The following is a 22,266-nucleotide window of genomic DNA, read 5'->3' as shown; positions in this document are numbered from 1 at the left end:
CTGGGGCGAGAAAAACATCCGAATAAATGATGTCGCTTGCAGGGCTGTAGCTGCAGCATCAGAACCTCCGGAGGGGTATTTTCATTAGAATAATTCGGTTATGCAGCCTGTTTCTTCTACTCCTACTGATAGGGCAATACTCACTTGAGTGTACTTAGCACTCCTCCAGTTTTATTTTTAGAAATGGTCCAGGCTTGTAAAGTTGCCGGATAGCCTATCTGCCATAATTTCTATTTTGAATATTAAATTTGGCGAAGCTTATTTGGTATAAATGTTAATCAATAAGGTAAAATGAGAAAATTCGGGTTGATCGGGCGTAAGTTAGGGCACTCCTTTTCGAAGCGGTACTTTACCGGTAAGTTTGAGCGCGAAGGCATTCAAGGTGCTGTTTACGATCTTTATGAACTGGACCAGATCGCGGAGTTTCCGGAACTGCTCATGCGTGAGCCGGAACTGGCGGGGCTGAACGTAACGGTGCCATACAAAGAAGTAGTCATACCTTTTCTGGACGAGATGGATGCCGCCGCTGCTGCCATTGGAGCCGTAAACACCATTCGGGTAGAAAACGGAAAGACAAAAGGCTACAATACCGACTTTATCGGCTTCAGGCAAACGCTGGAGGAGTTTTACCCCGTGGGGCAGGAGGGGAGGGCGCTGGTGCTGGGTACAGGCGGTGCCGCCAAAGCCGTGATAGCCGCCCTCGATGCCCTAGGCATTGCGCACAAGCAAGTATCGCGAAGCGCCGGTCCGTCTGCCATCAGCTACGAGGAGGTGCAGGCAGGGCTGCTGACGACGCACAAGCTCATCATTAACACCACTCCGCTCGGCATGTACCCGGCCACCGATGCCTGTCCGCCGCTGCCATACGAGTCGCTTACGCCACAGCACTACCTCTACGACCTGGTCTACAACCCGGAGCAAACGCAGTTTATGCAAAAAGGCGCTGCTGCCGGTGCCCAGGTCACCAACGGGCTGGCCATGCTCTACAAACAGGCCGAAGCCGCTTGGGCTATCTGGAATGCGTAGGGCTGCGCCTTGATAGGAATTCAAAATTAGAAATTAAAAATTAGGAATGATAATGGCGTGAGCGTTCCCGCTCTTACCGACTATTCCACGGCCTGCGGCTGCTTTTAGGCCCCTTTGCAGGCATCATGCAAGGCAGATCAGCAGCAGTAGAAACCTCCAGAGGGCCTTTCTGATTAGAATAATTGGCTTCATGTGCTGATGAGCGAAGCATGCAATAGCAGCTTCTAAAGACCAGATACACAACACTCTTAACTTTTAACGCCTACCCGGATCGGGTGTTTCTCGTCTAAAATCCAGTATCCGGCGTCTTGAAGGAGCGTTAACAGCAGCCGTTATCTCTGAGGGGCCATTTTCATTGGAATATTTCTGTGCCGCTTATCTCTTTGGCTAACAGTCGTTAGTAAATCTATCTTGTGTTATTTTTCTGTGAGGCTGTAACTATTGTATGCCCTTTGTGCGTACCTACAGGAAAGCTACTTACAATATGACGCACTTATACCAACTTAAACATAAAGCACAGGAATTTAACACGTCGATTTACGCCATTTATTTGTCTTACCGCGACAAACGGGCTAAATGGCCGGTTCGCCTGTTACTGGCCTTTGTGATTGGCTATGCCCTTAGCCCCATAGATCTTATTCCGGACCTGACCGTGTTGTTCGGCTTCCTGGACGATGTGGTGGTGGTGGCGCTGGGCTTGAGCCTGTCGTGGCAGATGCTCCCGAAAGATGTTGTAAATGAAGCACGACTGCAGGCCTACGAAACCATGAACAGAGCGGAATCAGGCGAGGGGCACCGGATTATAGGATATACCTGGGTGCTGGCCCTCACGGTAGTGGCGGTGCTCTTCTATAAGCTGCTGTTTCTGAACATCATCTAACCTGAGTTGCTACCTGGCCTGCTGTAACTCACTCTGTAATTTCAGCAACTAAACTAAAAATGCCGGATCTCTGATATGAGGTCTGGCATTTTTAGTTTCATCTCCCTTATTATCATCAGATCATGTAATTGATAAGAACTGTTTAATAGGATAATTCCTAAGGATAATATGAATTAAAGACAAAATTTATTATTGTTGTCCCTATCGTTTTCATATCTTTGTGTATCCTGCTATTGATGCCACTCCAGGCATAGAATCCGGATTCTGTTGAATATTTTTTTAATTCGCTTGCAACCCTTTGTCGCGAACAGGACTCATAGGGGTGTAAGTCGTAAGGAAGGTAGCTTTTGAAACTTTTTACCAGGCCAAAGTCAGACGAGGAGAAACTCATTGAAGGGTGCATTGCCGGCAAGCGGGAAGTGCAACGGGACCTATATGACCTGTACTCTAAAAAGATGATGGCGGTTTGCCTGCGTTACGCACCTACCAATTTTGAGGCAGAAGATATCATGCAGGAGGGGTTTGTGAAGGTGTTTGCCAACATCGAGAAGTTTAAGCGCGATTGTCCGTTGGAGTTCTGGATCAGGCGCATCATGATCAACACGGCCCTGAAACACTTGCGGCAGAAGTCGCTGCTCACGGTTTCACATGAAACAGAGGAAGTTGCCAGCATCAGCTCCGACTCCTGCAACCTGACCGGCTATAGCCTGGAGGAGCTCATGAGCATGATCCAAAGCCTGGCCCCACGCTACCGGATGGTGTTTAACTTGTACGCCATAGAGGGCTACAACCATAAGGAGATAGGTGAAATGATGGGTATTTCGGAAGGAACTTCAAAATCGCAGTACTCACGTGCCAGGGTCATATTACAGCAAATGCTGGCACGGCAGGACCATAACTTTAAAGAGCATGTCATCAGCAAATAAACAGGAGCGGGGATCACTGGAAGAGCAGTTCCGTAGCCGGATGCACGACGCTGAGGCTTCGCCTGCTCCGGACCTTTGGTCGCGCATAGACCATGAGCTTACTGTACATGAAAACCGCCAGTACAAGGAGCGGTTCGTTATGTACAGGCAACTGGCTGCCGCTTGTCTTGTGCTGCTACTGCTGGCCGGTGCTTTGGTGTACTACCAGGTGGGTAACCAGGCCGGGCAACCTGTAGCAGCCACAGCGCAACAAGTTGCAGCTAATGCCAATACGCAGGCTGCACCCGCAGAAGCCTCAGAGCCAGCAAAAAGCAGCCAGACCGCAGCGCCAGCAGGGGCAGAAGCCATAGCCTCCGCACAGCCGGCCACGCGTACCGCAAAACCCCTGCCTGCCGGTTCTGATAGCCGTGTGGCCGGTGCAGCCCCTGCCAGGGCGGCAACAGCAGAAACACCAAAGCAAGAGGTGCAGCAGCCATACCTGGAGCAGCCTGGTAGCACAAATCCGCCTGCGTATGCCGCCACTGGTGGTACAGGCGAGCCTGCGGAGGCACAGGAAAAAGTACAACAGCCAGCCATACCCGATACAGAAAGTGCCCGGCCAAAAATGCAGTCGGTGGTGGTGCGGCAGAAGTTGCCGGAGGAGCAGGAAGTCCTGCTGCCAAAAACGATTAAGGAGCTCGGGGAGCCACAGTACAAGACATTGGCAGCCATGCCTGCTACTGACCAGAAGAAGGAGGATGCCCTGCAGCAATCGCTTGGCAAAACAGCTAAAAAAGAGCAGGTAGTTGCCAGTGCTGCCAATAGTAGGTGGAGCGTGGGAATGGCTTCCGGGCCATCTTACTTTAACCAGAACATAGGCCTGCCCGACCAGATGATGCCAGCCGTACGCTATAACAGCTTTGCAACTTTCGGCCCGCAAGCCGATGTTTCGACAGCCAGAAATATGGAAGCTGCCCGTGAGGAATACGATGATAATACAGACGCGGCATTCTCTTATGGCATGGAAGTGCGTGCAGGTTTCCGGCTGACCAAAAAGCTGAAGCTCCTGTCGGGGATCGGGTTTATCCAAAACTCGGCCCGCACCAAGACCAGTTTTATTTTCAGGCAGTTCTGGTTTAAGCCTACCACCCGCGAGCCTTATGAACTTGTTTCTACCATCTTTATGCCATCGCTTACAAACGGGTTCTCTCCTGATTCGATTGCCGTGGAGCAGACAAGCCCGTTTTATGTAAACTACCAGTACCGGCAGATATCGGTGCCGCTCGGCCTGCAGTACGAAGGCAAGATCGGCAACAGGGGCTGGCGCTGGTATGCCTCCGGGGCCCTGGCAGCCAACTTCCTGACAGAAAGCAGAATCACGACAGGCTCCGATAAAGTGCCGTCTTTCAGCTACGACAACAAGGAGGAAGTGTCGCCTTTCCGGAAAGTGCAGTTCTCTACCAACATAGGCATGGGGGTGGGCAAGCAAATATCCGAGTCGGTGATGATCGTGGCAGGGCCGGAGTTCCGCAGCTACCTGAGCTCTATGCTGGCCAACCCCGACCAGGCCCTGGCACCCCAAGGCAAACCCTACTCCATTGGCGTGAACCTGGGCGTGCAGTACCTGCTGGGCCAGGGCGAAAAATAAAATTTTCTTCGGGCCTTGCAACCAGTAGGCCCGAAACTGAATCGTATAAGTAGTAAGTAATGCGTTCACAGCCATGAAAACGATCCTTAACTCTTTTGCCGCACTGGCAGAGGCCGCGAACATAAACCTGCTGGGCTGGTTCCTGCTGTTGGCTCTCCTGCTTTATTCGGTCTTGCGGGCAGGCTGATCGCAGCCGTCGGCAAGTACTTCCCAGCACGCCAGGGGCTGATGGGGAGGCGGCAGCCTTTTCGTGACTGTTACTTCATAAAAATGCCCAAATCAGCGCAACATAAACCAACCGTAATTAACCCTTGCGGCAATACCATGAATAAAACTACTTATTGGCTCCCCGTGGTTATTATTTCATTTCTGACGCTTTCAGGATGCTTAGAGAGCGAAGATGTGAGGCCGGCGCTGCTGGCCGAAGAAATGCAGACGACCCTGCACGGCAGGTGGAACATAGAGCGGATCGAGTCGGAGCTCTGCCGAGACCGTAACTGCACCTCCGAAAACTACGAGGGCAAACCCACCGATTACTTTGAGTTCAGGGCCGACAGCGCTTTTCTGATGCGGTTAGACTATTACAACAAAACGTACCGCAGTGCCTATAAAGTAAATTACCACTATAACCCGGGCACTATCGTGCTCAGTTCGGGCGCCTGGGTGGGTTACTTCGAGATAAAAGAAGCAAAGGACAAGAAACTGGTGCTGAAGAACTCGTTTACCGGCCAGGACCCGAAAGCAGTTTTTACCGATTCGTATTACCTGTACCGATAAACCTGATCTACCAGCAGTTGCCATGCGGCGACAGGTTCATGTCGGATGTTTTCCTATGCGTTACCTGAATTTTTTTGCGCCTTTAGTACAACCTAAAACTATGAAACCTGCCTTTTACCTTGCGCTTATCTTCCTCTGCTTGTCGCTGCTGGCAATCAGTTGTTCGGGGGAGGAACCGGTGCCTGTTGCTTGTGTGCAGGCAGAGGTGGTAGGGGCTGACTGCGAAACCGGCTGGTACGTGTTGCGCCTGCTAAACGATAACCAGGCGTCCGGCCTGCAGAGCAACCGCTTTGTGGGCCAGATTCAGGGCGGTTTGGTAACAACAGACAACCTGCCCGCTGCCTACAGGCTGCAAGGCATCCGGATAGAGGTGGCACTGGAGCTGAACGGTGAATATAGTCCCCGCTGCGTGGCTACTTCTGTTATGTATCCGGCTGTAAGGGTGGTGCAGGTATGTGCCTGCGGCTCCGGAAATTGTGCGGAACCCGAAGCCACTGTTTCACGTGGTAACCGCCTTCTGTCTAAACTTGGACGCTGTCTTGCCTAACCAGGCCGGTAGTTAAGTAGCAGGTGTGGCAGGCACTGCAATTAAATTATTCCAATGATTTTGCCCCTCCGGAGACTTAAGAGCTGCTGCTGGTTTAAACAAAACCTGGTGGTGCAGTTATCGATCTTTTTGTTGATTAGGATAGTGTTTTTCAGAAGGCCTGCCAGTTATCGGCAGGCTTTTTCTTTGCTGCAGGTAAGGAACAACTGATTAACTGATCCGACGCAATAATTTTAAACAGATAAAAAGCCCTCCCGATGGATGTAATCCCTCATGGAAAAATATCGAAGCTCCATCCTGGAAAAAGAGCCCTGAATTTTTCTGCCAGTACCCGTTCCCAGAAAGTACCCAAAACTTGTAACATTCTGAAGATGGCAGGCAGAAAGGAGGTGACCGGTCGAGGGGGCAGCTGTTGTACACAATAGGTGCATAACTTACCTTGAACTCGTATTACAGGAAGCTTAGCAGCAGAACCTCCGGAGGGGCAAAATCATTGGAATAATTGATAAAAACACTTACCTCATGCTGTCATACCTGTTTGCCCGGAAATAATTTATATGGAGGAGTTGGGCAATGGGAAGCTCTCAGGGCAATCAGTTTACAAGGTGATGACGTTTCTGAACATAAACAGGCGAAATACTAAGTGTGCCATTCTTCCCGCTAATCATTTTAGCATAAACAGTAGCAAAAGCTAAACTTACCTGCACCTATTGGTGTTATAGTCTATCTTTACAGTCTTTACAATCCGTAAAAACAACGCATGAATTTTCAGCTAACATCAGAATTTCAGCCAACCGGCGACCAGCCCAAAGCCATCGCCCAACTCACGGAGGGGTTAAACCGCGGAGAGCATGCGCAGGTGTTGCTGGGTGCCACTGGCACTGGTAAGACCTTTACCATGGCCAACGTGATCAAAAACGTAGAAAAGCCGACACTGGTGCTTTGCCATAACAAAACGCTGGCAGCGCAGCTGTACGGTGAGTTCAAGCAGTTCTTCCCAAATAATGCCGTAGAGTATTTTATCTCGTACTACGACTACTACCAGCCGGAGGCCTATATTGCTTCTTCGGATGTGTTCATAGAAAAAGATCTGGCCATAAACGAGGAGATCGAGAAGCTGCGGCTGCATACTACCTCAGCGCTGCTGTCGGGCAGGCGCGACGTGATTGTGGTGGCCTCGGTGTCGTGCATCTACGGTATTGGCAACCCCGAGGAGTTTGGCAAAAATGTGCTGCACCTGGCGCCGGGGCAGCGGTTCAGCCGAAACAACCTGCTCTACACCTTTGTGCAGATTCTCTACAGCCGCACCGAAGCCGAGTTCACACGTGGAACATTCCGGGTAAAGGGCGACACAGTAGATATTTACCCGGCCTATGCCGACTTTGCCTACCGCCTCTACTTCTTTGGCGATGAGCTGGAGCAGATTCACCGCATCGACCCGGCTTCGGGCAAAAAGCTTTCCGATGAACAGGCTATTACGCTTTACCCGGCCAACCTCTTCGTAACGGGCAAAGATACCCTGAACCAGGCTATCAGTGAGATCCAGTTCGACATGGTGGCGCAGCACGAGTATTTCCTGAAAGAAGACCGACCCGTAGAAGCCAAACGCATTAAAGAGCGCACCGAGTTCGACCTTGAGATGATCCGTGAGCTGGGTTACTGCTCCGGCATCGAGAACTACTCCCGCTACTTCGACCGTCGGGCTCCCGGAGCGCGCCCCTTCTGCCTCCTCGATTATTTCCCGGACGATTTCCTGATGGTGATAGACGAGAGCCACGTAACCATACCGCAGGTGCGGGCCATGTGGGGCGGCGACCGCTCCCGCAAGGTGGCGCTGGTAGAATATGGCTTCCGGCTTCCGGCGGCCATGGACAACCGCCCGCTCACCTTCAACGAGTTTGAGAGCGTGATGCACCAGGTAGTATTTGTAAGCGCCACGCCCGGCGATTACGAAATTCAGAAGTCGGAAGGCGTGGTGGTGGAGCAGATCATACGCCCCACCGGCCTGCTCGATCCGGAAATAGACGTGCGCCCAAGCGCCAATCAGGTAGATGACCTGCTCGATGAAATAGACGAACGCATTAAACGAAACGAGCGGGTACTCGTGACTACCCTCACCAAGCGGATGTCTGAAGAGCTGTGCAAGTACCTCGAGCGCCTCAACATAAAGGTAAAATACCTGCACTCTGAAGTAAAAACGCTCGACCGGGTAGAAATACTGCGGGAACTGCGCATGGGCGATATAGATGTGCTGATCGGTGTGAACCTGCTCCGTGAGGGGCTGGACCTGCCGGAGGTAAGCCTGGTGGCTATTCTGGATGCCGACAAAGAAGGTTTCCTGCGCGACCAGCGCTCGCTCATCCAGACCATGGGCCGCGCTGCCCGTAACTCTGGCGGCCGGGTAATTATGTACGCCGACCGCATGACCGGCTCTATGCAGCGCGCCATCGACGAAACGAATCGCCGCCGCGCCACCCAGATGGCTTACAACGAGGAGCACGGCATAACACCGCGCACCATTCTGAAGTCGAGGAACGAGATTCACGAGCAGACATCTGTGGCCGATATGCGGAAGCGGGAAGTGAAAATGTACGTTGGTCCCGAAGAGGTGACGCTGGCGGCAGAACCGATCGTGCAGACCATGAAGCGCGACGAACTGGAAAAGCTCATCAAAAAGACCGAGAAGCAGATGGAAGCAGCCGCCAAAGACCTCGATTTCCTGCAAGCCGCCAAGTACCGCGACGAGCTGGCCGATTTACGGAAGCTGCTCAAGTCGAAGCGGGATTAAGGGTGAGTACTTTATAAAACCGCCGCAGCTAATATTAGCTGCGGCGGTTTTTGTTTTATAAAAGAGGAAGCCTGCCTAAAGTGAATTATTCTAATGATTTTGGCCTTCCAGAGGTCGGTATAGGATCAGCTAACGAGCACAACGTTCACTGTTATTTCTCCTGCCGTTGAGACGAAAGTGATCGTTGTTTTTCTTAAGTCCACGACAAGGTTCCCGCTCACCCACCCGCCTTTAAGCCGGCACTTGCCTTCATGTGGCCCTTATTAGTCTTCACGTAGTTAATTAGCTGGCTCATGTTCCGTATAAAGGCCTGGGTTGAGATATATTCCTGGTCGGAGGTGTCTTTAAACGGCGAAGTGTCTGTTTCGTCGCCTACAAAGGCAGCTCCGTACTCGTCTGTTGGCTCTATCTTTTGTCCTTCGCCGTGGTAAGGGTTACTGATGGTGGCGTGCTTTACGAGCCAACGGTTCTGGTCGTCGAGCGCCGCTATGATCTCGTTCACCTGCGCTTCGGTGGGTGCCTGGCTGGAGGAGGAGCGGTTCAGGCTATAGAAGGTCTGCGGTGTGCCTGCCTCTGCAAAGGCTGCTACCTTTAGCGGTGAGTTTTTGGTGGCTTCTTCCGGCGATAAGGTTTTAACCCGCTTAAACTCGGCTTTCAGGCGGTCCAGATCTAACGTCTTTTTGCCGCGGTAGTGCGCTAGCAGGTTCTTATCATTGTAGTCGTAATAGTAGTAGCCGTGCTTTACATTAGATCCCTTGCGGTGCACGAACACAGGCTTGTTGGTTCCGATCTCTACAAACGTAGGATGGGAGTACTGGTTGTTCTCCGTCATGTTTTCAGGCAGCCGGGTTTTCTCCAGCCAGGCTAAGGCATCCGGAATCGGGGTCAGGTATTTCGACTCGCCGGTGTACTCATAAAAGTGGAGCAGGAGCATTATGTTGCTGTAGGTAGTGGTGGGCAGTAGCATGGGAGGCTCATAGGTGCGGGCACCGGCGGGTTCCAGGTTCATGTTGTATTGCTGGGCCCAGCCACCGCTGCTATGTTGCGAGATCAGGTAAAAATTCATGCCCCGCTGTATAGGATCCAGCAAACGCTCTTCGCCCAGAGTCAGGTAGCACTGCATCAGGAAGTTGATGTTTTCCCAGATCACATCGTCGTTAAAAGTAAAAAAAGAAGTGTAGTCCGGGAGGCCGTTTTTGTTGAAATCGTACTTGAGCGGATAGCGCTGCGGCCAGCCGCCAAGTGGGTACTGGCTTTCCAGGATAAAATTGATTGCTTTGTCTACAGGCGGTTTGTATTCGGGGGCCAGCTTAGTGAGGTACATTCGCAGCAGGAACCGGGCCGCATCGGTAGTATTGTCGTCGTCGAAAGTAGCGTTGGCATAATAGTGTTGAAACTCCTCCAGGCGCCAGCCGTTTTTGCCGATGGTGTTGTACCACTGCTTCAGCGATCGGTCGCCGGCAAAGTCGATCATGTAGTTCCAGCCCCCTTCTTTGCTTTGTCCCCACACAATGGCCGCCGCTGCTTTGGCTGCCGCCTGGTAGTAGTGCTCGTCGCCAGTGGCCGCGTAAGCATCCAGAAAGGTGTGCCCCATACTAACGGTGCCAGGCCCCTGCAGCCACACCATGGTTTTGTAGGCTTCCATCTCGCCCCAGCGCCGCGAAAAATCCGGCAGATAAAACCACACATAGCCGCCGTTGGTGCTCACTTTTTCCACCATGTACTGCGAAGCTCTCATCATGGCGTGTTCTGCCGCCTCAACCAAGGGAGGAGCCTGCGCTACTACCGGGTTAGTAAAAATAGCTGCAAGGGTAAAGCAGATGAGCCAGTGTTTTATTTTCTGTGCCATGATGTTTGCAGAGGTAATGCATTATATGCAGCGGGTATCCTGAAATTACAAATAATAACAAACAATAGTTAGGTTTATGGCAAGAATAATTTATCTTATGCGGCTATGGCGTTAGAATTTCATGATTTCTCATGCCATAAAAATTGTTCAGATAATAGATAGCTGTTAAGTCAGGCATGAATTATTTGAATGAAAAAGGCCCTCCAAAGGCATTTTACTCGTTTACATCCTTTGGCTTTACTTATACAGTACAAATATGATCTTGCTCTGCCGATAGTTTCATGAGGAAGAACTTACGTATATGCTCTTTTACAATACAGCCTGTGAAAGATCCTGACTATCATTTCCGGACAGCTACAACAGACGATGCCGACTTGCTGGCAGACCTGGGGTGGCGCACGTTTGAGGAGGCGTTCGGGCCATATAATGATCCGGCGGACATGCGCTCCTACAAACCGACGATGTATGGGCCTGAGCTTCAGGCTGAGGAACTGGCCGATGACGTGACCGAGTTTGTGATAGTAGAAGCTGATGAGGTGCCTGTGGCTTACCTGAAGCTGAACTGGGACGAAGCACCCAGGGAAATAAAAGGAAGCCGCCCCATACAGATAAGCCGCCTGTTTGTGCTCCAGAAATGGACCGGCAAAGGCCTTGGCGAAAAACTCATGGAAATGGCACTGGAGCGTGCCAGGCGCAGAAGGCATCAGGTAGTGTGGCTCACTGTGTGGTCAAAGAACAAGCGGGCGCTACGCTTTTACCACAAGCACGGGTTTGTAAAAGTAGGAGAACTGGATTTCTACCTGGGCAAGGAGGTGCAACTCGACTATTACATGCAGCGGAAAATATGAACAGTGTTTAAGAGCGAAGGCTACCCCCGGGTTAAAATGAAAATCAGGAATGACGGCTGGCTTGCCATGCTGGCAGCTTATCCGGCGTAAGGTTCTCCTGATGCTGCAATTGGAACTGCCTGAGCTGGCTGCCAGGATATTGGAAGGATTAGGAATTATTCTAATCAAAATGGCCCTCTGGGGCTATAAGGCCTGGTCCGCCCCGGAACCGAAGCAGGGCCAGAAAAGTTTTTGTGGTTTTAGAAAGGTTGGAAGCGAATGGTATAAAAGGCAGCACTGAATTACCAGGCTCTATTCGCTAAGTACAGGCAAGTAAAATCTGTCGTAGGTTGCCGGGCCAGCAGCATCAGAAGCAGAAGAGGTCTCTGGAGGGCTGTTTTGATTGGAATAATTCCTGCAGACAGACTTCTTTCGCTTCTCAAACTGACCCGACGATATTTACCTGAATGTACCTGGTGCGCGCTTGTAGCTCGTGCTTTCATTCCACTTATAATTCGAAACAGGCACCGCCGGTTATTAAACCTTGTCGAGCCCAGGGAGACAAAAAGTAGGCGCCATCAGCAAAAAGCATAAAGCAGGCACTCACTCATCCTTCAGAATTAGAGCAGCAGCAGCCCCTTCTCCCGCAGCGTGAACCAGGCGGGGGAGTTCAGGAACTCCGTGAAGCTGAGATGGGCATCGGCAGGATAGCTTTCCTCCAGTTGCTTCAGCGTAATAGTGGCCGGCTCTTCGGCGCTCAGTTCCTGTATCACATCAAAAAGCCACTGGCCGATGGCTGCCGTAGTTTTGACCTCAAAATCCTCGGCCTTTTCATAAAACGTGAGCACGCTACGTTCCAGCGTCTCTCCCTTCTTGGCCGTCATGGTAAAGTCGATATCCGGTAGGTTGCCCAGCCAGACCATGCGGGCAGTCTTACGTTCTGCATCTGTTTTGGCGGGTGCTGCTATGGCTTTGTAGATCAGGTCGCGGGGCAGTTTGGCGCGCGGCACTTTAAAATCGAACCAGAAGGAGAGGGGCTCGTCGAGTGCCACGCCATGCATGTAATTGTAAATGGCCTTTGCCAGGCCGGGGCCGAACAGCTCATGGTTGGTGCCCTGCGGATCTTCGTGCCAGAGGTCGTTGTTGGCAAAACCGCCGTCTTCAGGACCAACTTTTACCACGCCGTATTTAGCCGGGTTCTTGCCCACGGGGCTGTGTGCTGTCATGCTGAAGCGGTGCCAGTAGCCCGACTGAATCACGTTGTTCTGGAACAGTTGCCGCACCACCTCCAGCGAATCGATGGTTTCCTGGGCGGTTTGGGTCGGGAAACCATACATCAGGTAGGCGTGCACCATAATGCCGGCCTGCGTAAAACCATCGGTAACACGGGCTACCTGGGCAATACTTACACCTTTCTCCATCAGGCTGAGCAGGCGGTCGGAGGCTACCTCCAGGCCACCAGAAACGGCGATGCAACCGGAGGCCGCCAGCAGGCGGCAAAGGTCGGGGCTAAAGGTTTTCTCAAACCGGATATTGCCCCACCACGTAATTTTCACGCCACGCTTCAGCAGCTCCAGCGCCAGGTCGCGCAGCGAAGCAGGAGGTGCGGCCTCATCTACAAAATGAAAACCGGTCTGGCCGGTTTGGGCGATAATCTGCTCAATGCGGTCTACCAGCAAGGCGGCGGGAGCGGCCTCATAGCGCGAAATATAATCGAGGGTGATGTCGCAGAAGGAGCAGCGTTTCCAGTAGCAGCCGTGGGCAACGGTGAGCTTGTTCCAGCGGCCGTCGCTCCAGAGGCGGTGCATCGGGTTGATCACGTCGATAACCGACAGGTACTCCGTCAGGGGCAGGTCGCTGTAGTCGGGTGTGCCCACTTCTACGTGCGGAATGTCTTTGTCTAGGCAGCCGTTTATGTACTCCACCTTGCCATCTTGCAGCAGGAAGGTGCGTTGCAGAAAATAGAGCTGGCGCTGGCCCTGCAGGTGCTCCAGCAGCTTTAGCCAGGGCCCTTCGCCATCATCGAGGGTTATGTAGTCGATGTATTTGAAAATGCGGGGCTCGCGCAGGGTACGGAGTTCGGTGTTGGGATAGCCGCCGCCCATCATGGTCTTAATATGTGGAAACTTCTCTTTGATGTATTTGGCTAGCAGCAGTCCGCCATACAAATTCCCCGGAAACGGAATAGAAAAGCCCACCACACCGGGTTGCACTGTCTGTAATCGCTCCTCCAGCAGTTCCAGCAACATTTCGTCTACCAGGTTTGGGGTTTCCTGCAGCGCATTTTCCAGCGGGTCGAACGAGGTGGCCGACATGGCCAGCTTATCGGCGTAGCGGCTGAAGGCGAAGTAGGGACAGATGGTTTCCTTGATCAGGTCGCCCAGGTCTTCGAGGTAAAGCGTGGCCAGGTAACGGGCGCGGTCGGTAATGCCCATGCTGCCGAAAGCCCAGTCGATATCCTCCACCTGATCGAAACGCGCGGCCTCGGGCAGGTAGCGGCCGTAGCTGATCTGTTGGGCCAGCGTGGTGTCTTTGTTCTGCAGGAACCGGATGACTGGTTCAATCGTCTGCAGGTATTCCCGCTTCAGGCGCAGCATGCGCAGGCTGTTATCCGAAAGCTCAAACGAGCCTGCTTCTATGGCTGCAAAAATCCGCTTCAGGCCCGCACACGAGAACATGCGCAGCACCAGTTCTATGCCAAAATCTGCCTGTACTACGGCAAAGCCCTGCCCGGTTAAAAAGCCTTTCAGATAGGCCGTGGCCGGATAAGGCGTGTTGAGTTGCGTGAGCGGAGGCGTTATGAGCAGGATAGTTGGATTCTTCAAAGTAAATAGCAATAATAATGTTATAACGCAGGAACCAAACAAGAAGCTGCTGCTGTTTCTGATGCACTAACAGCGGCAGCTTGCTGCAGGTTCATATACAGGTGTTTGCCGCTGTTTTTTATCCGGTGCAAATTTATGAAAAGGCGGCTTTTCGGAACTTTTAACAAGTTAAAATGATAGTATCCTAACAAGAAGTGCACAGGTTCTGAGCAGCTGCCGAACTTACAAAACTATCGAATAGATCGCTTTTATCTTACCTTTTCAACTTTTATCCACTTTAAATTTATTTCCTTTTCTTGATGAAGAAATCATTGAAATTATTCGTGATGGCCGTGCTGATGCTGAGTGCTGTGGCCTGTGACCAGTTAGAGGACCTGGTGGTTACCAAAGTTCCTGGCGTGTCGAATATCGATTATAAAATTAAAGAGCCGGCTGGTTCGGAAGCCTTTGTAAAGGTACAGCCGGTGGAGTTGGTTAAACCAGACTCCTTAGGTTACAAAGATCACCTGCGGGCGCTCCAGATTAACAGTATTGCGGCGCAGGTCCTGCAGTACACCGGCACGGAATCTCATATAATATCAGACCTGAAATTATATTATGCCCAGGAGGGGACCACAGCCTATACAGAATTAGGTACCATCGATACCCTCGACTTGTATAATCTGGCTGTTAGAGAAAGTATCGTGTATGTGCAGTTCATCGATAAAGAACGTGATGAGCCCATTTTGAAAGAAATGATCTTAGCTGACAAGAAAGTTAATTTTAAACTGGTAGGGCTGAACCCTTCCAAAAAGGGCATTGAAACCACTATCCGGTTTCGGGTTGATGCTAACCTAAGCGTTGGGTTGAAGAACTAAGCAGGCTTACTAAACAGAACAGGCCCGTGCTCATCTGAGCAAGGGTCTGTTCTGTTATAGACCTGGTGCTTCTGAAATTTACCTCGCCAGGTCCTTCAGCTTGTTTACGGTGTAGTTTACGCCCGGCACAATTACGACTACTGTAGCAGCCAGCAACACGAAAAGCACGAAAAAAGAGCGCAGCCACCTGCTAAAAAAGTCGGAGGGGAGCCCAAAGGTGTACAATTCCAGGGCGGAGGCCAGCAGCAGGCAAAATATGGAGATTACCAGCAGCTTTCGCTTCAGATGCTGGGTTGCAAAAGGCTTTTTCATGGGGCACTTATTTTAATGCCTGTAAAGGTAAGGTGCCGGAACCAGGTTTTATAATCAGGCGTGCCCTTTTTCTGCTTCCTCTTCTTCGTTGCCGCTTCGGGGGGTAGTGTCGGATGGTTGCTTGTGCATGCGCGCCGGGTCCGCGAGGTCTTTTTTTACTTTCTCTATATCAGAAGAATCATCTTTGGTGTTCTGTTGTAGGGGTTTCTTGTCTTTGCTGTTCTGTTTCATAGCCTTTGATTTGTTTTATGTATCTGTCTTCTGCATACGTTTTAGCGGGGCAACAGATGTGTCTTTAACTCAGATGGCTTTGTGGTCGTAAACGGGGAACAGGCTTTATGGCCGCATCACGAAACCTGTTGGGAAATAAGTTAACAAAGAAACCTTGAAACTATGAATAAGATGAACCTAAAAACAGCTGTTCTGGCCGGCGTATTTTGTGCCCTGTCGGGCTTTGGTATCACGGCTTGCAACACGGGCACCGACCCAGGCGATACCAATACAGAAAGAAGTGGTATTGAAGAAACGGAAGAAGGTTTAAAGCAAAGCAGCACCTCCCGCGACACGGCCGACCATGAGCATCACTACGACCATGCCGACCACCCCGACAGCACCGCTATTGGCGGCGGAGCCTACAACCAGGATGGCAAAAGAGACAAGCGAGGCGAGTAGGTTGGGCTGTGCCAAATTAGAAATTAGAAAAGACACACGATAGCTGTCGCTTATAATTGAATGAGAAAAGGAGCAGAAACCGCTTTTTACTAAAACGGTTTCTGCTCCTTTTCTTACTCTTATTTTGGCAGGTGGCAGTCAATCTGAATTATTTGAATAAAAATAGCCTTCCGGAGCCTATTTCTGCTGCTGTTTCGAGCGTCTTTTGTTAACTGAAATAGCCTACCTGAAGGTAAAGCCATTCGGAGCCACACCTACTCTGAACGAGTCAACCACAGCACCCGTAGTGTTGTAGCGCACTACCCAGCCATCGGAAGTGTAGTTAGGGGCTTTGCCGGCATAAATATAGCCATTTGCCGGGTCTAGGCCTAAGCTGCTGAAACTTCGGGAGGGGTAGGAGGAGCCTCTGTTAATGAAGGGTGTAGTGTTAAGAGCCGTGGCTGCTATATCCTGCTGGTATACCTTGTTATCGTAAACAAAATAAATTTTGTCTTTGGTGGTATTGGTGGTGATGCCGGTAGGAGCAGGCGCGTTTCGGGTGAAGGAATAGGTCGTGGTTACCCTATTAGTGCTTAAATCGATTTTCGTCAGAGCGCCGGGCTGGCTCAGCTCCTCGCTCACTGACCAGTCCTTTGGGTCATATTCTTTGCGGTTGCTGCTGGCCACCCATAGCACATTGTTTCGATCTATTGCGAGGCTGTTGGGGCCATAAGTAACAGCCAAGGTATTCTCTACTGCATCTGTAGCTGTGTTAATTACACTAACAGAACTTCCGCCCACATTGGCTACATATAACTTACCGCCAGCAATTACCATTTTCTCGGGGTTAACACCTACCTCTATGGTTTTAGTCACAGTTAAGGTGCTCAAGTCAACTACAGCTACTCTGCCATTGCTGTTGTAAGTAACCCACTCCGTAACGTAACCCTTTTGGTTATCGAGAGCGGCAAAGTAGCGAGGCATCTCCAGCCCACCTATCTCACCTTCAGCCTTGAACGTGTTGGCGTTGGCGACCACAACTTTCTTGCTGTTATTCATGACCAGGTAAGCCCGATCATTGTGCACTGCTATGCTTTGCAGTACATCTCCCAGCACTTGTTCGTCATTCTCCTTGCTGAAAACTTGGTTGACCAGGGTGCCGTTGCTACGGTTGTAGTAGCTGACAGAGGCATTTGAATGCCCCATAGCCCCTTCGTTAGAGATAAGCACCGCATTCTCGGCATAGGTGTTGGTTGGGCCGTCAGCTTTGTCGTCGCAACTGGTAAACATAAAAGCGCCTGTTGCCAGAACAGAGGCAACTAAAAAGCCGCGCAAAGAAGTAAATCTTTTCATTGTTTAGTTATTAGTATAGGGTTTTTATTGGATTACATAGCGAAGATTGAAGGTATAGGCGCGCGGAGGCATGGCACGGTTCACCATCGTCTGGTATTCGGTGTTGGTGGAGTTATCGATGCGCAACGTGGTGTGAAGAGAGCCGGTGCCCAGCTTAAACTGCCGCTCTAGTGCCAGCCCCAGCAAGGCAAAACCTGGCATGCTTCCGGAGTTATTGGTGGTGATGTAGCGCCGGCTGTTGTAGATCAGGTTGCCGGTAAAGGTCCAGGAGCGGAAGGTGGCATCGGTGGCGAGGGTGGCTTTGTGCAGTGGCACGTAGGGCAGCTGTCTGTTTAGTTCGGCTGCCGATCCTTCGTACGACTTTACCTGCTCTGTTGCGGTATAGGCATAGCTGAAGGAGAGGCCAGGCTGCAGTTCACCGATGGTTGTGGTCGCCCTGCTGCTAAGCTCCAAGCCCTGCGAGTGTACCTTTTGCAGGTTAAGCGGAGTCCAGTAGCCAATGCCAGTGTCTGTCCAGAGCACCCAATTGTCTATGAGCATATGAAAAGCAGTCGCCTCTGACTCTAGTTTGAAGTTGCCTTGGGTATACAGGTGGCGCAGTCCGCTTTCGGCCTGCCATCCCTGCTCCGGCTTAAGGTTGGGGTTGCCACCCGGTTGCCAGAATCGCTCATTCAGCGTAGGCACGCGGTAACTCCCCGATATATTTCCTTTCAGATACAGTTGGTGCTCCCCAAAACTCAGGAACTGCCAGTTAGCACCTACAGTGGGTGTGGGTGCCGGGTTATAGCCTTTGATAAATGCCTGGCGTAGGTTCAGGCTCAGGGCAAGTTTTGGGTCCGGGTCGTAGCGGAAGAGCAGAAAGGCTGAAGCGCGGTTTTCTGTCACTTCGCCGCCATAGCCCTGCACCTCAGCCGCGAAATGTTGCAGGTTCAGGCCGCCCCGCAGGCTCCATTTCTGGCCCTGGGTATAGGTCTGCTCCGCTTGCAATTGGTAGGTGGTAATGTCTGTAGTGGAATTGTTGCTGTTGTCGGTGTAGTGCAGAAAATCAGAGAAGTAACCTGCCTTTAGGCTAGTTTCGCCCAGGCGGCTGTTGTGGCCGAATTCTGCCATCAGGCGCAGGTTCTTGTCGAGCTGCTCGGCTTTATTGTCGGCTGCGCCCATGGCTGGCTGCAACTGCCGGTGCGTGTAGGTATACCAGCTCCTGACGGCCACATGGCTCCTGCGGGCAAGCTGCCACCTGATATCCTGTGTCAGACCATGCTGTTGTACCCGGGCGTGCTCTTGCCTGGTATCGGGAGCCCCAAAGCGGCCAAGGTCACGGTATGTAAAGTCGTTCTGCGCGTCATGCCAATAACCGCTGGCTCCAATGGCAATTTTCTCACCCTTATAGCGTAAGGCCGCCTGGCTGAAGTAGCGGCCAAAGCTGCCGGCTTCCTGCTGCAGTTCCATACCAAATCCCTTGCCCGAATGCTCCGGCGAAGTAAGCATAACGGCTCCGCCAATGGCACCGTTGCCATAAGAAGCACCTGCCGCCCCGTGCTGCACCGCTATACTGCCGATGCCGCTCAATGGCAGTGTGGCAAAATCATTCTGGCCGAGCGAGGGCAGGGCAATGCTCAGCCCGTTCCAGAGTACTGCTGTGTGTGAGGCCGATGTTCCCCTGAACGACACGCTGGAAATGCCGCTGGCGCCATATGTTTTGAGGTAAAGGGGCGTGCGGGTTTGTAAAGCTTCAGCAAGCGTGGTGGAGGTGTAGGTGCTCAGGTAGGTGCTGTCGAGGGTGCTAACACGGCTGCCCGCGGCAAACACCTCGGCCGGTTTGCCGAATATTTCTACCGCCTGGAGCTGGTACAGCGTGGTGTCCTGCTGTGCCTCCGCCACCAGGGCCAGGCACCAGCAGGCGATACAAAAAATTACTTTGCAGTTGCTAAGGTTTCCCACAATTCATGCGCTTACATCCCGAAGCATGCCATGGGTAGAGGGGCAGGTGTAGCGAACGCTGGTATTAGCGCAGGCCGTGCCGCTTTTTTCCCGAAAGCATACGACAAATTTGGTCGGACTGGCAGGTCTCCTGGCTCTCTTCAGTTAGTTCGCCTTCCCATCCGGTTGCAGGACAGTGGCTTTGGTTGTGAACTAACCCTTTGTAGAAGAATACAGTTGCGGGAACAGCGCAGGTATTTCACCTGCTTCCCTTTTAAGGCCCGTGCTACGGCAGTAGTACAAGCCACCAATCTGAGCGCAAAGGTAGAGATTTTGTTTAATTAAAAATTAAAATTTAGAAATTAAAAATGGGCAGAGTCATGTACTCAGCAAAACCAGAGCGTTTTCAGCATGCTTTCAATTTCAGGAAACCATGAATACTGATTCACAAGCCCTTCAGGTCCTTTCGAGGTAAAGATAATTTGTGCCCTGTATAAAAATAATAAATGAGCAGCAGCAGTGAGAACCTTCAGAGGGGCCAGTTCATTAGAATAATTCGGAAAAAAGAGAGGCGACAAAGACCTGAAAAGCTGTTTTTAATCGTTGCCAGAACACAAGGGACCAGTCGCAGTATAATTAAAGCTGAAAAGCAACCACCTACTTCTATGACCGGACAGAAACTGCCGACCACATTTTATACCCGCCCCCATGTGGTGCAGGTGGCCCAGGAACTGCTGGGCAAGTACCTGTTCACGAACATCGGTGGCATAGTAACAGGAGGCAAAATTGTAGAAACAGAAGCGTATTCAGGCGAAAACGACCGCGCCTGCCATGCTCACCTGAACCGCAGAACGCAACGCACCGAGATCATGTACCACCAGGGAGGTGTGGCTTATGTGTACCTCGTGTACGGCATTTACCATCTCTTCAACATTATCACCAACGAGGCGGGCAAGGCCGATGCAGTGCTCGTTCGCGCCATTGAGCCCACCGAGGGCCTAGAAGAAATGCAACTGCGCCGCAACATGCCTTTCCTTAAACCCAACCTGACGGCTGGTCCAGGCGTGCTGAGCATCGCCCTCGGCATCAGTAAAAAGCACTACGGCACCGACCTCAGCGGCCACACCATCTGGGTAGAAGACAGAGGCCTGCAGGTTCCTTCGGAAAGAATTGCCATTGGCCCGCGCATCGGGGTAGACTATGCCGGAGATGACGCCCTGCTGCCCTGGCGCTTCTGGCTGAAGGAGAATAAGTGGGTGAGCCGGAAGAAGTAATTTAAATATTTATATTGACTTGGGAAAGCTGAGAACTGGCTTGCTTGGCTTGGTTCTTCCGGAAATAGTGCGGATAAAATGAATAGGCAGTTAGTGAATACGATAATGGGTATAACGAAAATGGAAGCTGCTGAAACCAAGCTTCGTAGTGAATTAGACATACATTCCAGATCCGGAAACTGATTTTTAGCCATCTGTTTAAAGAAAATCAATCCAAATCCGTAAAAGTACTAACAGCTGTGTGTTTTTGGCAAGGTATTTATTCTATATAACCAAAGGGTAATACAAGTTAAAATATAAGGCAATGGAAGCACTAAAGAAATTGCGGACGCTATGCATGGTTGCATTGGTTGCCGTTAGTTTGCTCGGGGCTGGCGAGGCAGTGGCACAGGGTGGTGCTGTGGTTTCGTTCCAGACCTTTTACGATGAGCTGGCACCTTATGGGCGCTGGATTCAGTATCCGGCGCACGGCTATGTGTGGTCTCCCAATGTGGAGCCAGGTTTTCAGCCCTACGCCACGCGGGGGCACTGGGTCATGACGGCGTACGGCAACACCTGGGTATCGGATTACCGTTGGGGCTGGGCACCGTTCCACTACGGCCGCTGGCTCTACGACGACTTTTATGGCTGGCTCTGGGTTCCTGGTCACGAATGGGGACCTGCCTGGGTGCACTGGCGAACCGGTGGCGACTACTACGGATGGGCTCCGCTAGGGCCAGGCATGCATATTAACCTTGCCATTAACATACCCATGGTGCACTGGGTGTTTGTGCCACGGCGCTATATTATGAGCCCGCGCATTTACAGGTATTGCGTGCCCAGAACCCGTGTAGTGAACGTTTACCACAACACCACCATTATCAATAACTACTATTATAACAGCAACCGCACCTATGTGTATGGGCCACGTGCCAACGAGATAGAGCAGCATACCCGCAGACGGGTGCAGGTGTACGAGGTTAACAACGACAACAAACCGGGTCGCCCCGTAGTGGACAGAAGTGCTGTAAGAATGTACCGACCCGAGGTAACCTCCGAAAGACCATCGCGCAATGAGGCCCCTGCCCGTGTCGTAGCCAGAGAAACCGGAGGACGCCCGGATCGGGGCGCAGTAGATGGCTCCCAGAACAGACCCGAAGGAGGTTTGGGCACCGAAGGTAGAAACAATATGATACGTGAGCATAACACCGGCACAAGACCTAATCCCCGGGCTGGAGATGCGTCTGGTGGCAACCCAGGCATTGAAAGGATTACACCAGGTGCCGCACCGGTCCGCGACCTAAACAGCAGCTACCAACCCGCCGAAGGCGCAGAAACGCAAAGGCCAACCAGGAATGCAAGTCCTTCGCGCCCAGAGCGTGCCGTGCGTAGCGACAACGAACGGATAAGCCCTGGCCTGCAGCCGATACCGAACATGCAGGAGCAGGCACCACGCAGGCGTCTTGAAAGCCAGGTAAGAACAGAGGCACCTGTGCGCCGGGAACAACCAGCCATGCAACCCCAGCGGCCGCAAAGGCAGGAACGACCGATCATAAACCAGAATGCACCCGTGCGGGTAGCACCGCAACAGCCGATGCAGCCACAGCGCACAGAGCGGCCGCAGCGTATAGTTCAGCCTCAACGGGTGGAGCAGCCGCAGCGTTCGGTACAATCCTCAACCCCGAGCCAGCGCCCGGCGGCAACGCAACCGCAGCGCTCATCAGGCGGAAGTGGCAAGCCGACCAGAAATTTTTAAGCCTAATGCTCCTCTAATTTGATTTTGAGAAAGGTGAAACGCTTTTAAAGCTCCCAGAAAACAAAGCTGCCATCATTTCTAATTTTGAGTTT

Annotated in this window: 18 protein-coding genes and 1 riboswitch; of the genes, 12 read left to right on the top strand and 6 right to left on the bottom strand. The window is 51.8% G+C overall.

Annotated elements, in window-relative coordinates; translation table 11 throughout:
• Positions 1-291: 291 nt before the first annotated feature.
• The 7 genes from FJM74_RS10430 (at position 292) to uvrB (ending at position 8,571) form a co-directional block, all read left to right on the top strand.
• Entirely contained in the window at positions 292-1,026 is a 735-nt protein-coding gene (locus tag FJM74_RS10430; RefSeq protein ID WP_187262547.1) for a shikimate dehydrogenase family protein, read from the top strand.
• Between the two features lie 484 nt (positions 1,027-1,510).
• Entirely contained in the window at positions 1,511-1,906 is a 396-nt protein-coding gene (locus FJM74_RS10425; protein WP_187262546.1) for a YkvA family protein, read from the top strand.
• 347 nt (positions 1,907-2,253) lie between these two features.
• Positions 2,254-2,832: an RNA polymerase sigma factor gene (locus FJM74_RS10420; RefSeq protein ID WP_187262545.1), complete on the top strand. Its 579-nt coding sequence runs from the start codon at positions 2,254-2,256 to the stop codon at positions 2,830-2,832.
• Positions 2,816-4,459 (top strand): PorT family protein, encoded by a 1,644-nt coding sequence (locus tag FJM74_RS10415; protein WP_187262544.1) that lies wholly within the window; start codon positions 2,816-2,818, stop codon positions 4,457-4,459. Before FJM74_RS10420 ends, FJM74_RS10415 begins: the two co-directional genes overlap by 17 nt.
• Positions 4,460-4,783: 324 nt before the next feature.
• Positions 4,784-5,236, top strand: coding sequence for a hypothetical protein (locus FJM74_RS10410; RefSeq protein ID WP_187262543.1), 453 nt, complete (start codon positions 4,784-4,786; stop codon positions 5,234-5,236).
• Between the two features lie 100 nt (positions 5,237-5,336).
• A complete protein-coding gene (locus tag FJM74_RS10405; RefSeq protein WP_187262542.1) occupies positions 5,337-5,783 on the top strand; it encodes a hypothetical protein in 447 nt (148 codons plus the stop codon).
• 760 nt (positions 5,784-6,543) lie between these two features.
• On the top strand, positions 6,544-8,571 hold the full coding sequence (uvrB, locus tag FJM74_RS10400; protein WP_187262541.1) for an excinuclease ABC subunit UvrB: 2,028 nt from the start codon (positions 6,544-6,546) through the stop codon (positions 8,569-8,571).
• Positions 8,572-8,788: 217 nt separating this feature from the next.
• Here the strand turns inward: uvrB and FJM74_RS10395 are convergent, their stop codons facing one another.
• The gene (locus FJM74_RS10395; RefSeq protein WP_187262540.1) at positions 8,789-10,420 is read right to left on the bottom strand and encodes a pectate lyase; all 1,632 of its coding nucleotides are present in this window, start codon (positions 10,418-10,420) and stop codon (positions 8,789-8,791) included.
• Positions 10,421-10,743: 323 nt separating this feature from the next.
• On the opposite strand from FJM74_RS10395, the gene FJM74_RS10390 reads away from it, so the two are divergent.
• Positions 10,744-11,268: a GNAT family N-acetyltransferase gene (locus FJM74_RS10390; protein WP_187262539.1), complete on the top strand. Its 525-nt coding sequence runs from the start codon at positions 10,744-10,746 to the stop codon at positions 11,266-11,268.
• 599 nt (positions 11,269-11,867) lie between these two features.
• On the opposite strand, the gene FJM74_RS10385 is transcribed toward FJM74_RS10390, so the two are convergent.
• Positions 11,868-14,072, bottom strand: a complete 2,205-nt coding sequence (locus tag FJM74_RS10385) for a B12-binding domain-containing radical SAM protein (RefSeq protein WP_187262538.1) — start codon at positions 14,070-14,072, stop codon at positions 11,868-11,870.
• A 299-nt stretch (positions 14,073-14,371) separates the two neighbouring features.
• Here FJM74_RS10385 and FJM74_RS10380 point away from each other — a divergent pair, with 299 nt between their 5' ends.
• The gene (locus FJM74_RS10380; protein WP_187262537.1) at positions 14,372-14,929 is read left to right on the top strand and encodes a hypothetical protein; all 558 of its coding nucleotides are present in this window, start codon (positions 14,372-14,374) and stop codon (positions 14,927-14,929) included.
• Between the two features lie 78 nt (positions 14,930-15,007).
• Here FJM74_RS10380 and FJM74_RS10375 read toward each other — a convergent pair whose 3' ends face one another.
• Both FJM74_RS10375 and FJM74_RS10370 read right to left on the bottom strand, forming a co-directional pair.
• On the bottom strand, positions 15,008-15,241 hold the full coding sequence (locus tag FJM74_RS10375; RefSeq protein ID WP_187262536.1) for a DUF2798 domain-containing protein: 234 nt from the start codon (positions 15,239-15,241) through the stop codon (positions 15,008-15,010).
• A 54-nt stretch (positions 15,242-15,295) separates the two neighbouring features.
• Entirely contained in the window at positions 15,296-15,472 is a 177-nt protein-coding gene (locus FJM74_RS10370) for a hypothetical protein (RefSeq protein WP_187262535.1), read from the bottom strand.
• A 162-nt stretch (positions 15,473-15,634) separates the two neighbouring features.
• Here FJM74_RS10370 and FJM74_RS10365 point away from each other — a divergent pair, with 162 nt between their 5' ends.
• Complete coding sequence (locus FJM74_RS10365; protein ID WP_187262534.1) at positions 15,635-15,913, top strand: hypothetical protein; 279 nt, start codon at positions 15,635-15,637, stop codon at positions 15,911-15,913.
• Between the two features lie 222 nt (positions 15,914-16,135).
• On the opposite strand, the gene FJM74_RS10360 is transcribed toward FJM74_RS10365, so the two are convergent.
• Positions 16,136-17,245: a YncE family protein gene (locus tag FJM74_RS10360; RefSeq protein ID WP_187262533.1), complete on the bottom strand. Its 1,110-nt coding sequence runs from the start codon at positions 17,243-17,245 to the stop codon at positions 16,136-16,138.
• Positions 17,246-17,269: 24 nt separating this feature from the next.
• A complete protein-coding gene (locus tag FJM74_RS10355) occupies positions 17,270-19,186 on the bottom strand; it encodes a TonB-dependent receptor (RefSeq protein WP_187262532.1) in 1,917 nt (638 codons plus the stop codon).
• 103 nt (positions 19,187-19,289) lie between these two features.
• A riboswitch (cobalamin riboswitch) is annotated at positions 19,290-19,492 on the bottom strand.
• 338 nt (positions 19,493-19,830) lie between these two features.
• Between FJM74_RS10355 and FJM74_RS10350 the strand changes: the two genes are divergently transcribed.
• Positions 19,831-20,439, top strand: a complete 609-nt coding sequence (locus tag FJM74_RS10350; protein WP_187262531.1) for a DNA-3-methyladenine glycosylase — start codon at positions 19,831-19,833, stop codon at positions 20,437-20,439.
• A gap of 337 nt (positions 20,440-20,776) precedes the next feature.
• Entirely contained in the window at positions 20,777-22,174 is a 1,398-nt protein-coding gene (locus FJM74_RS10345) for a DUF6600 domain-containing protein (RefSeq protein ID WP_187262530.1), read from the top strand.
• The last annotated feature ends 92 nt before the right edge of the window (positions 22,175-22,266 follow it).

Source organism: Pontibacter beigongshangensis, from assembly GCF_014332515.1.
GTDB lineage: Bacteria > Bacteroidota > Bacteroidia > Cytophagales > Hymenobacteraceae > Pontibacter > Pontibacter beigongshangensis.
This window is presented reverse-complemented; position numbering and strand designations above follow the sequence as displayed.

Excerpts from the sequence above, each read along its gene's own strand:
- FJM74_RS10370 (WP_187262535.1), bottom strand. The coding sequence starts at position 15,472 with ATGAAACAGAACAGCAAAGACAAGAAACCCCTACAACAGAACACCAAA.
- FJM74_RS10405 (WP_187262542.1), top strand. The coding sequence starts at position 5,337 with ATGAAACCTGCCTTTTACCTTGCGCTTATCTTCCTCTGCTTGTCGCTG.
- uvrB (WP_187262541.1), top strand. The coding sequence starts at position 6,544 with ATGAATTTTCAGCTAACATCAGAATTTCAGCCAACCGGCGACCAGCCC.
- FJM74_RS10430 (WP_187262547.1), top strand. The coding sequence starts at position 292 with ATGAGAAAATTCGGGTTGATCGGGCGTAAGTTAGGGCACTCCTTTTCG.
- FJM74_RS10425 (WP_187262546.1), top strand. The coding sequence starts at position 1,511 with ATGACGCACTTATACCAACTTAAACATAAAGCACAGGAATTTAACACG.
- FJM74_RS10410 (WP_187262543.1), top strand. The coding sequence starts at position 4,784 with ATGAATAAAACTACTTATTGGCTCCCCGTGGTTATTATTTCATTTCTG.
- FJM74_RS10350 (WP_187262531.1), top strand. The coding sequence starts at position 19,831 with ATGACCGGACAGAAACTGCCGACCACATTTTATACCCGCCCCCATGTG.
- FJM74_RS10360 (WP_187262533.1), bottom strand. The coding sequence starts at position 17,245 with ATGAAAAGATTTACTTCTTTGCGCGGCTTTTTAGTTGCCTCTGTTCTG.
- FJM74_RS10365 (WP_187262534.1), top strand. The coding sequence starts at position 15,635 with ATGAATAAGATGAACCTAAAAACAGCTGTTCTGGCCGGCGTATTTTGT.
- FJM74_RS10395 (WP_187262540.1), bottom strand. The coding sequence starts at position 10,420 with ATGGCACAGAAAATAAAACACTGGCTCATCTGCTTTACCCTTGCAGCT.
- FJM74_RS10375 (WP_187262536.1), bottom strand. The coding sequence starts at position 15,241 with ATGAAAAAGCCTTTTGCAACCCAGCATCTGAAGCGAAAGCTGCTGGTA.
- FJM74_RS10345 (WP_187262530.1), top strand. The coding sequence starts at position 20,777 with ATGGTTGCATTGGTTGCCGTTAGTTTGCTCGGGGCTGGCGAGGCAGTG.
- FJM74_RS10380 (WP_187262537.1), top strand. The coding sequence starts at position 14,372 with ATGAAGAAATCATTGAAATTATTCGTGATGGCCGTGCTGATGCTGAGT.
- FJM74_RS10415 (WP_187262544.1), top strand. The coding sequence starts at position 2,816 with ATGTCATCAGCAAATAAACAGGAGCGGGGATCACTGGAAGAGCAGTTC.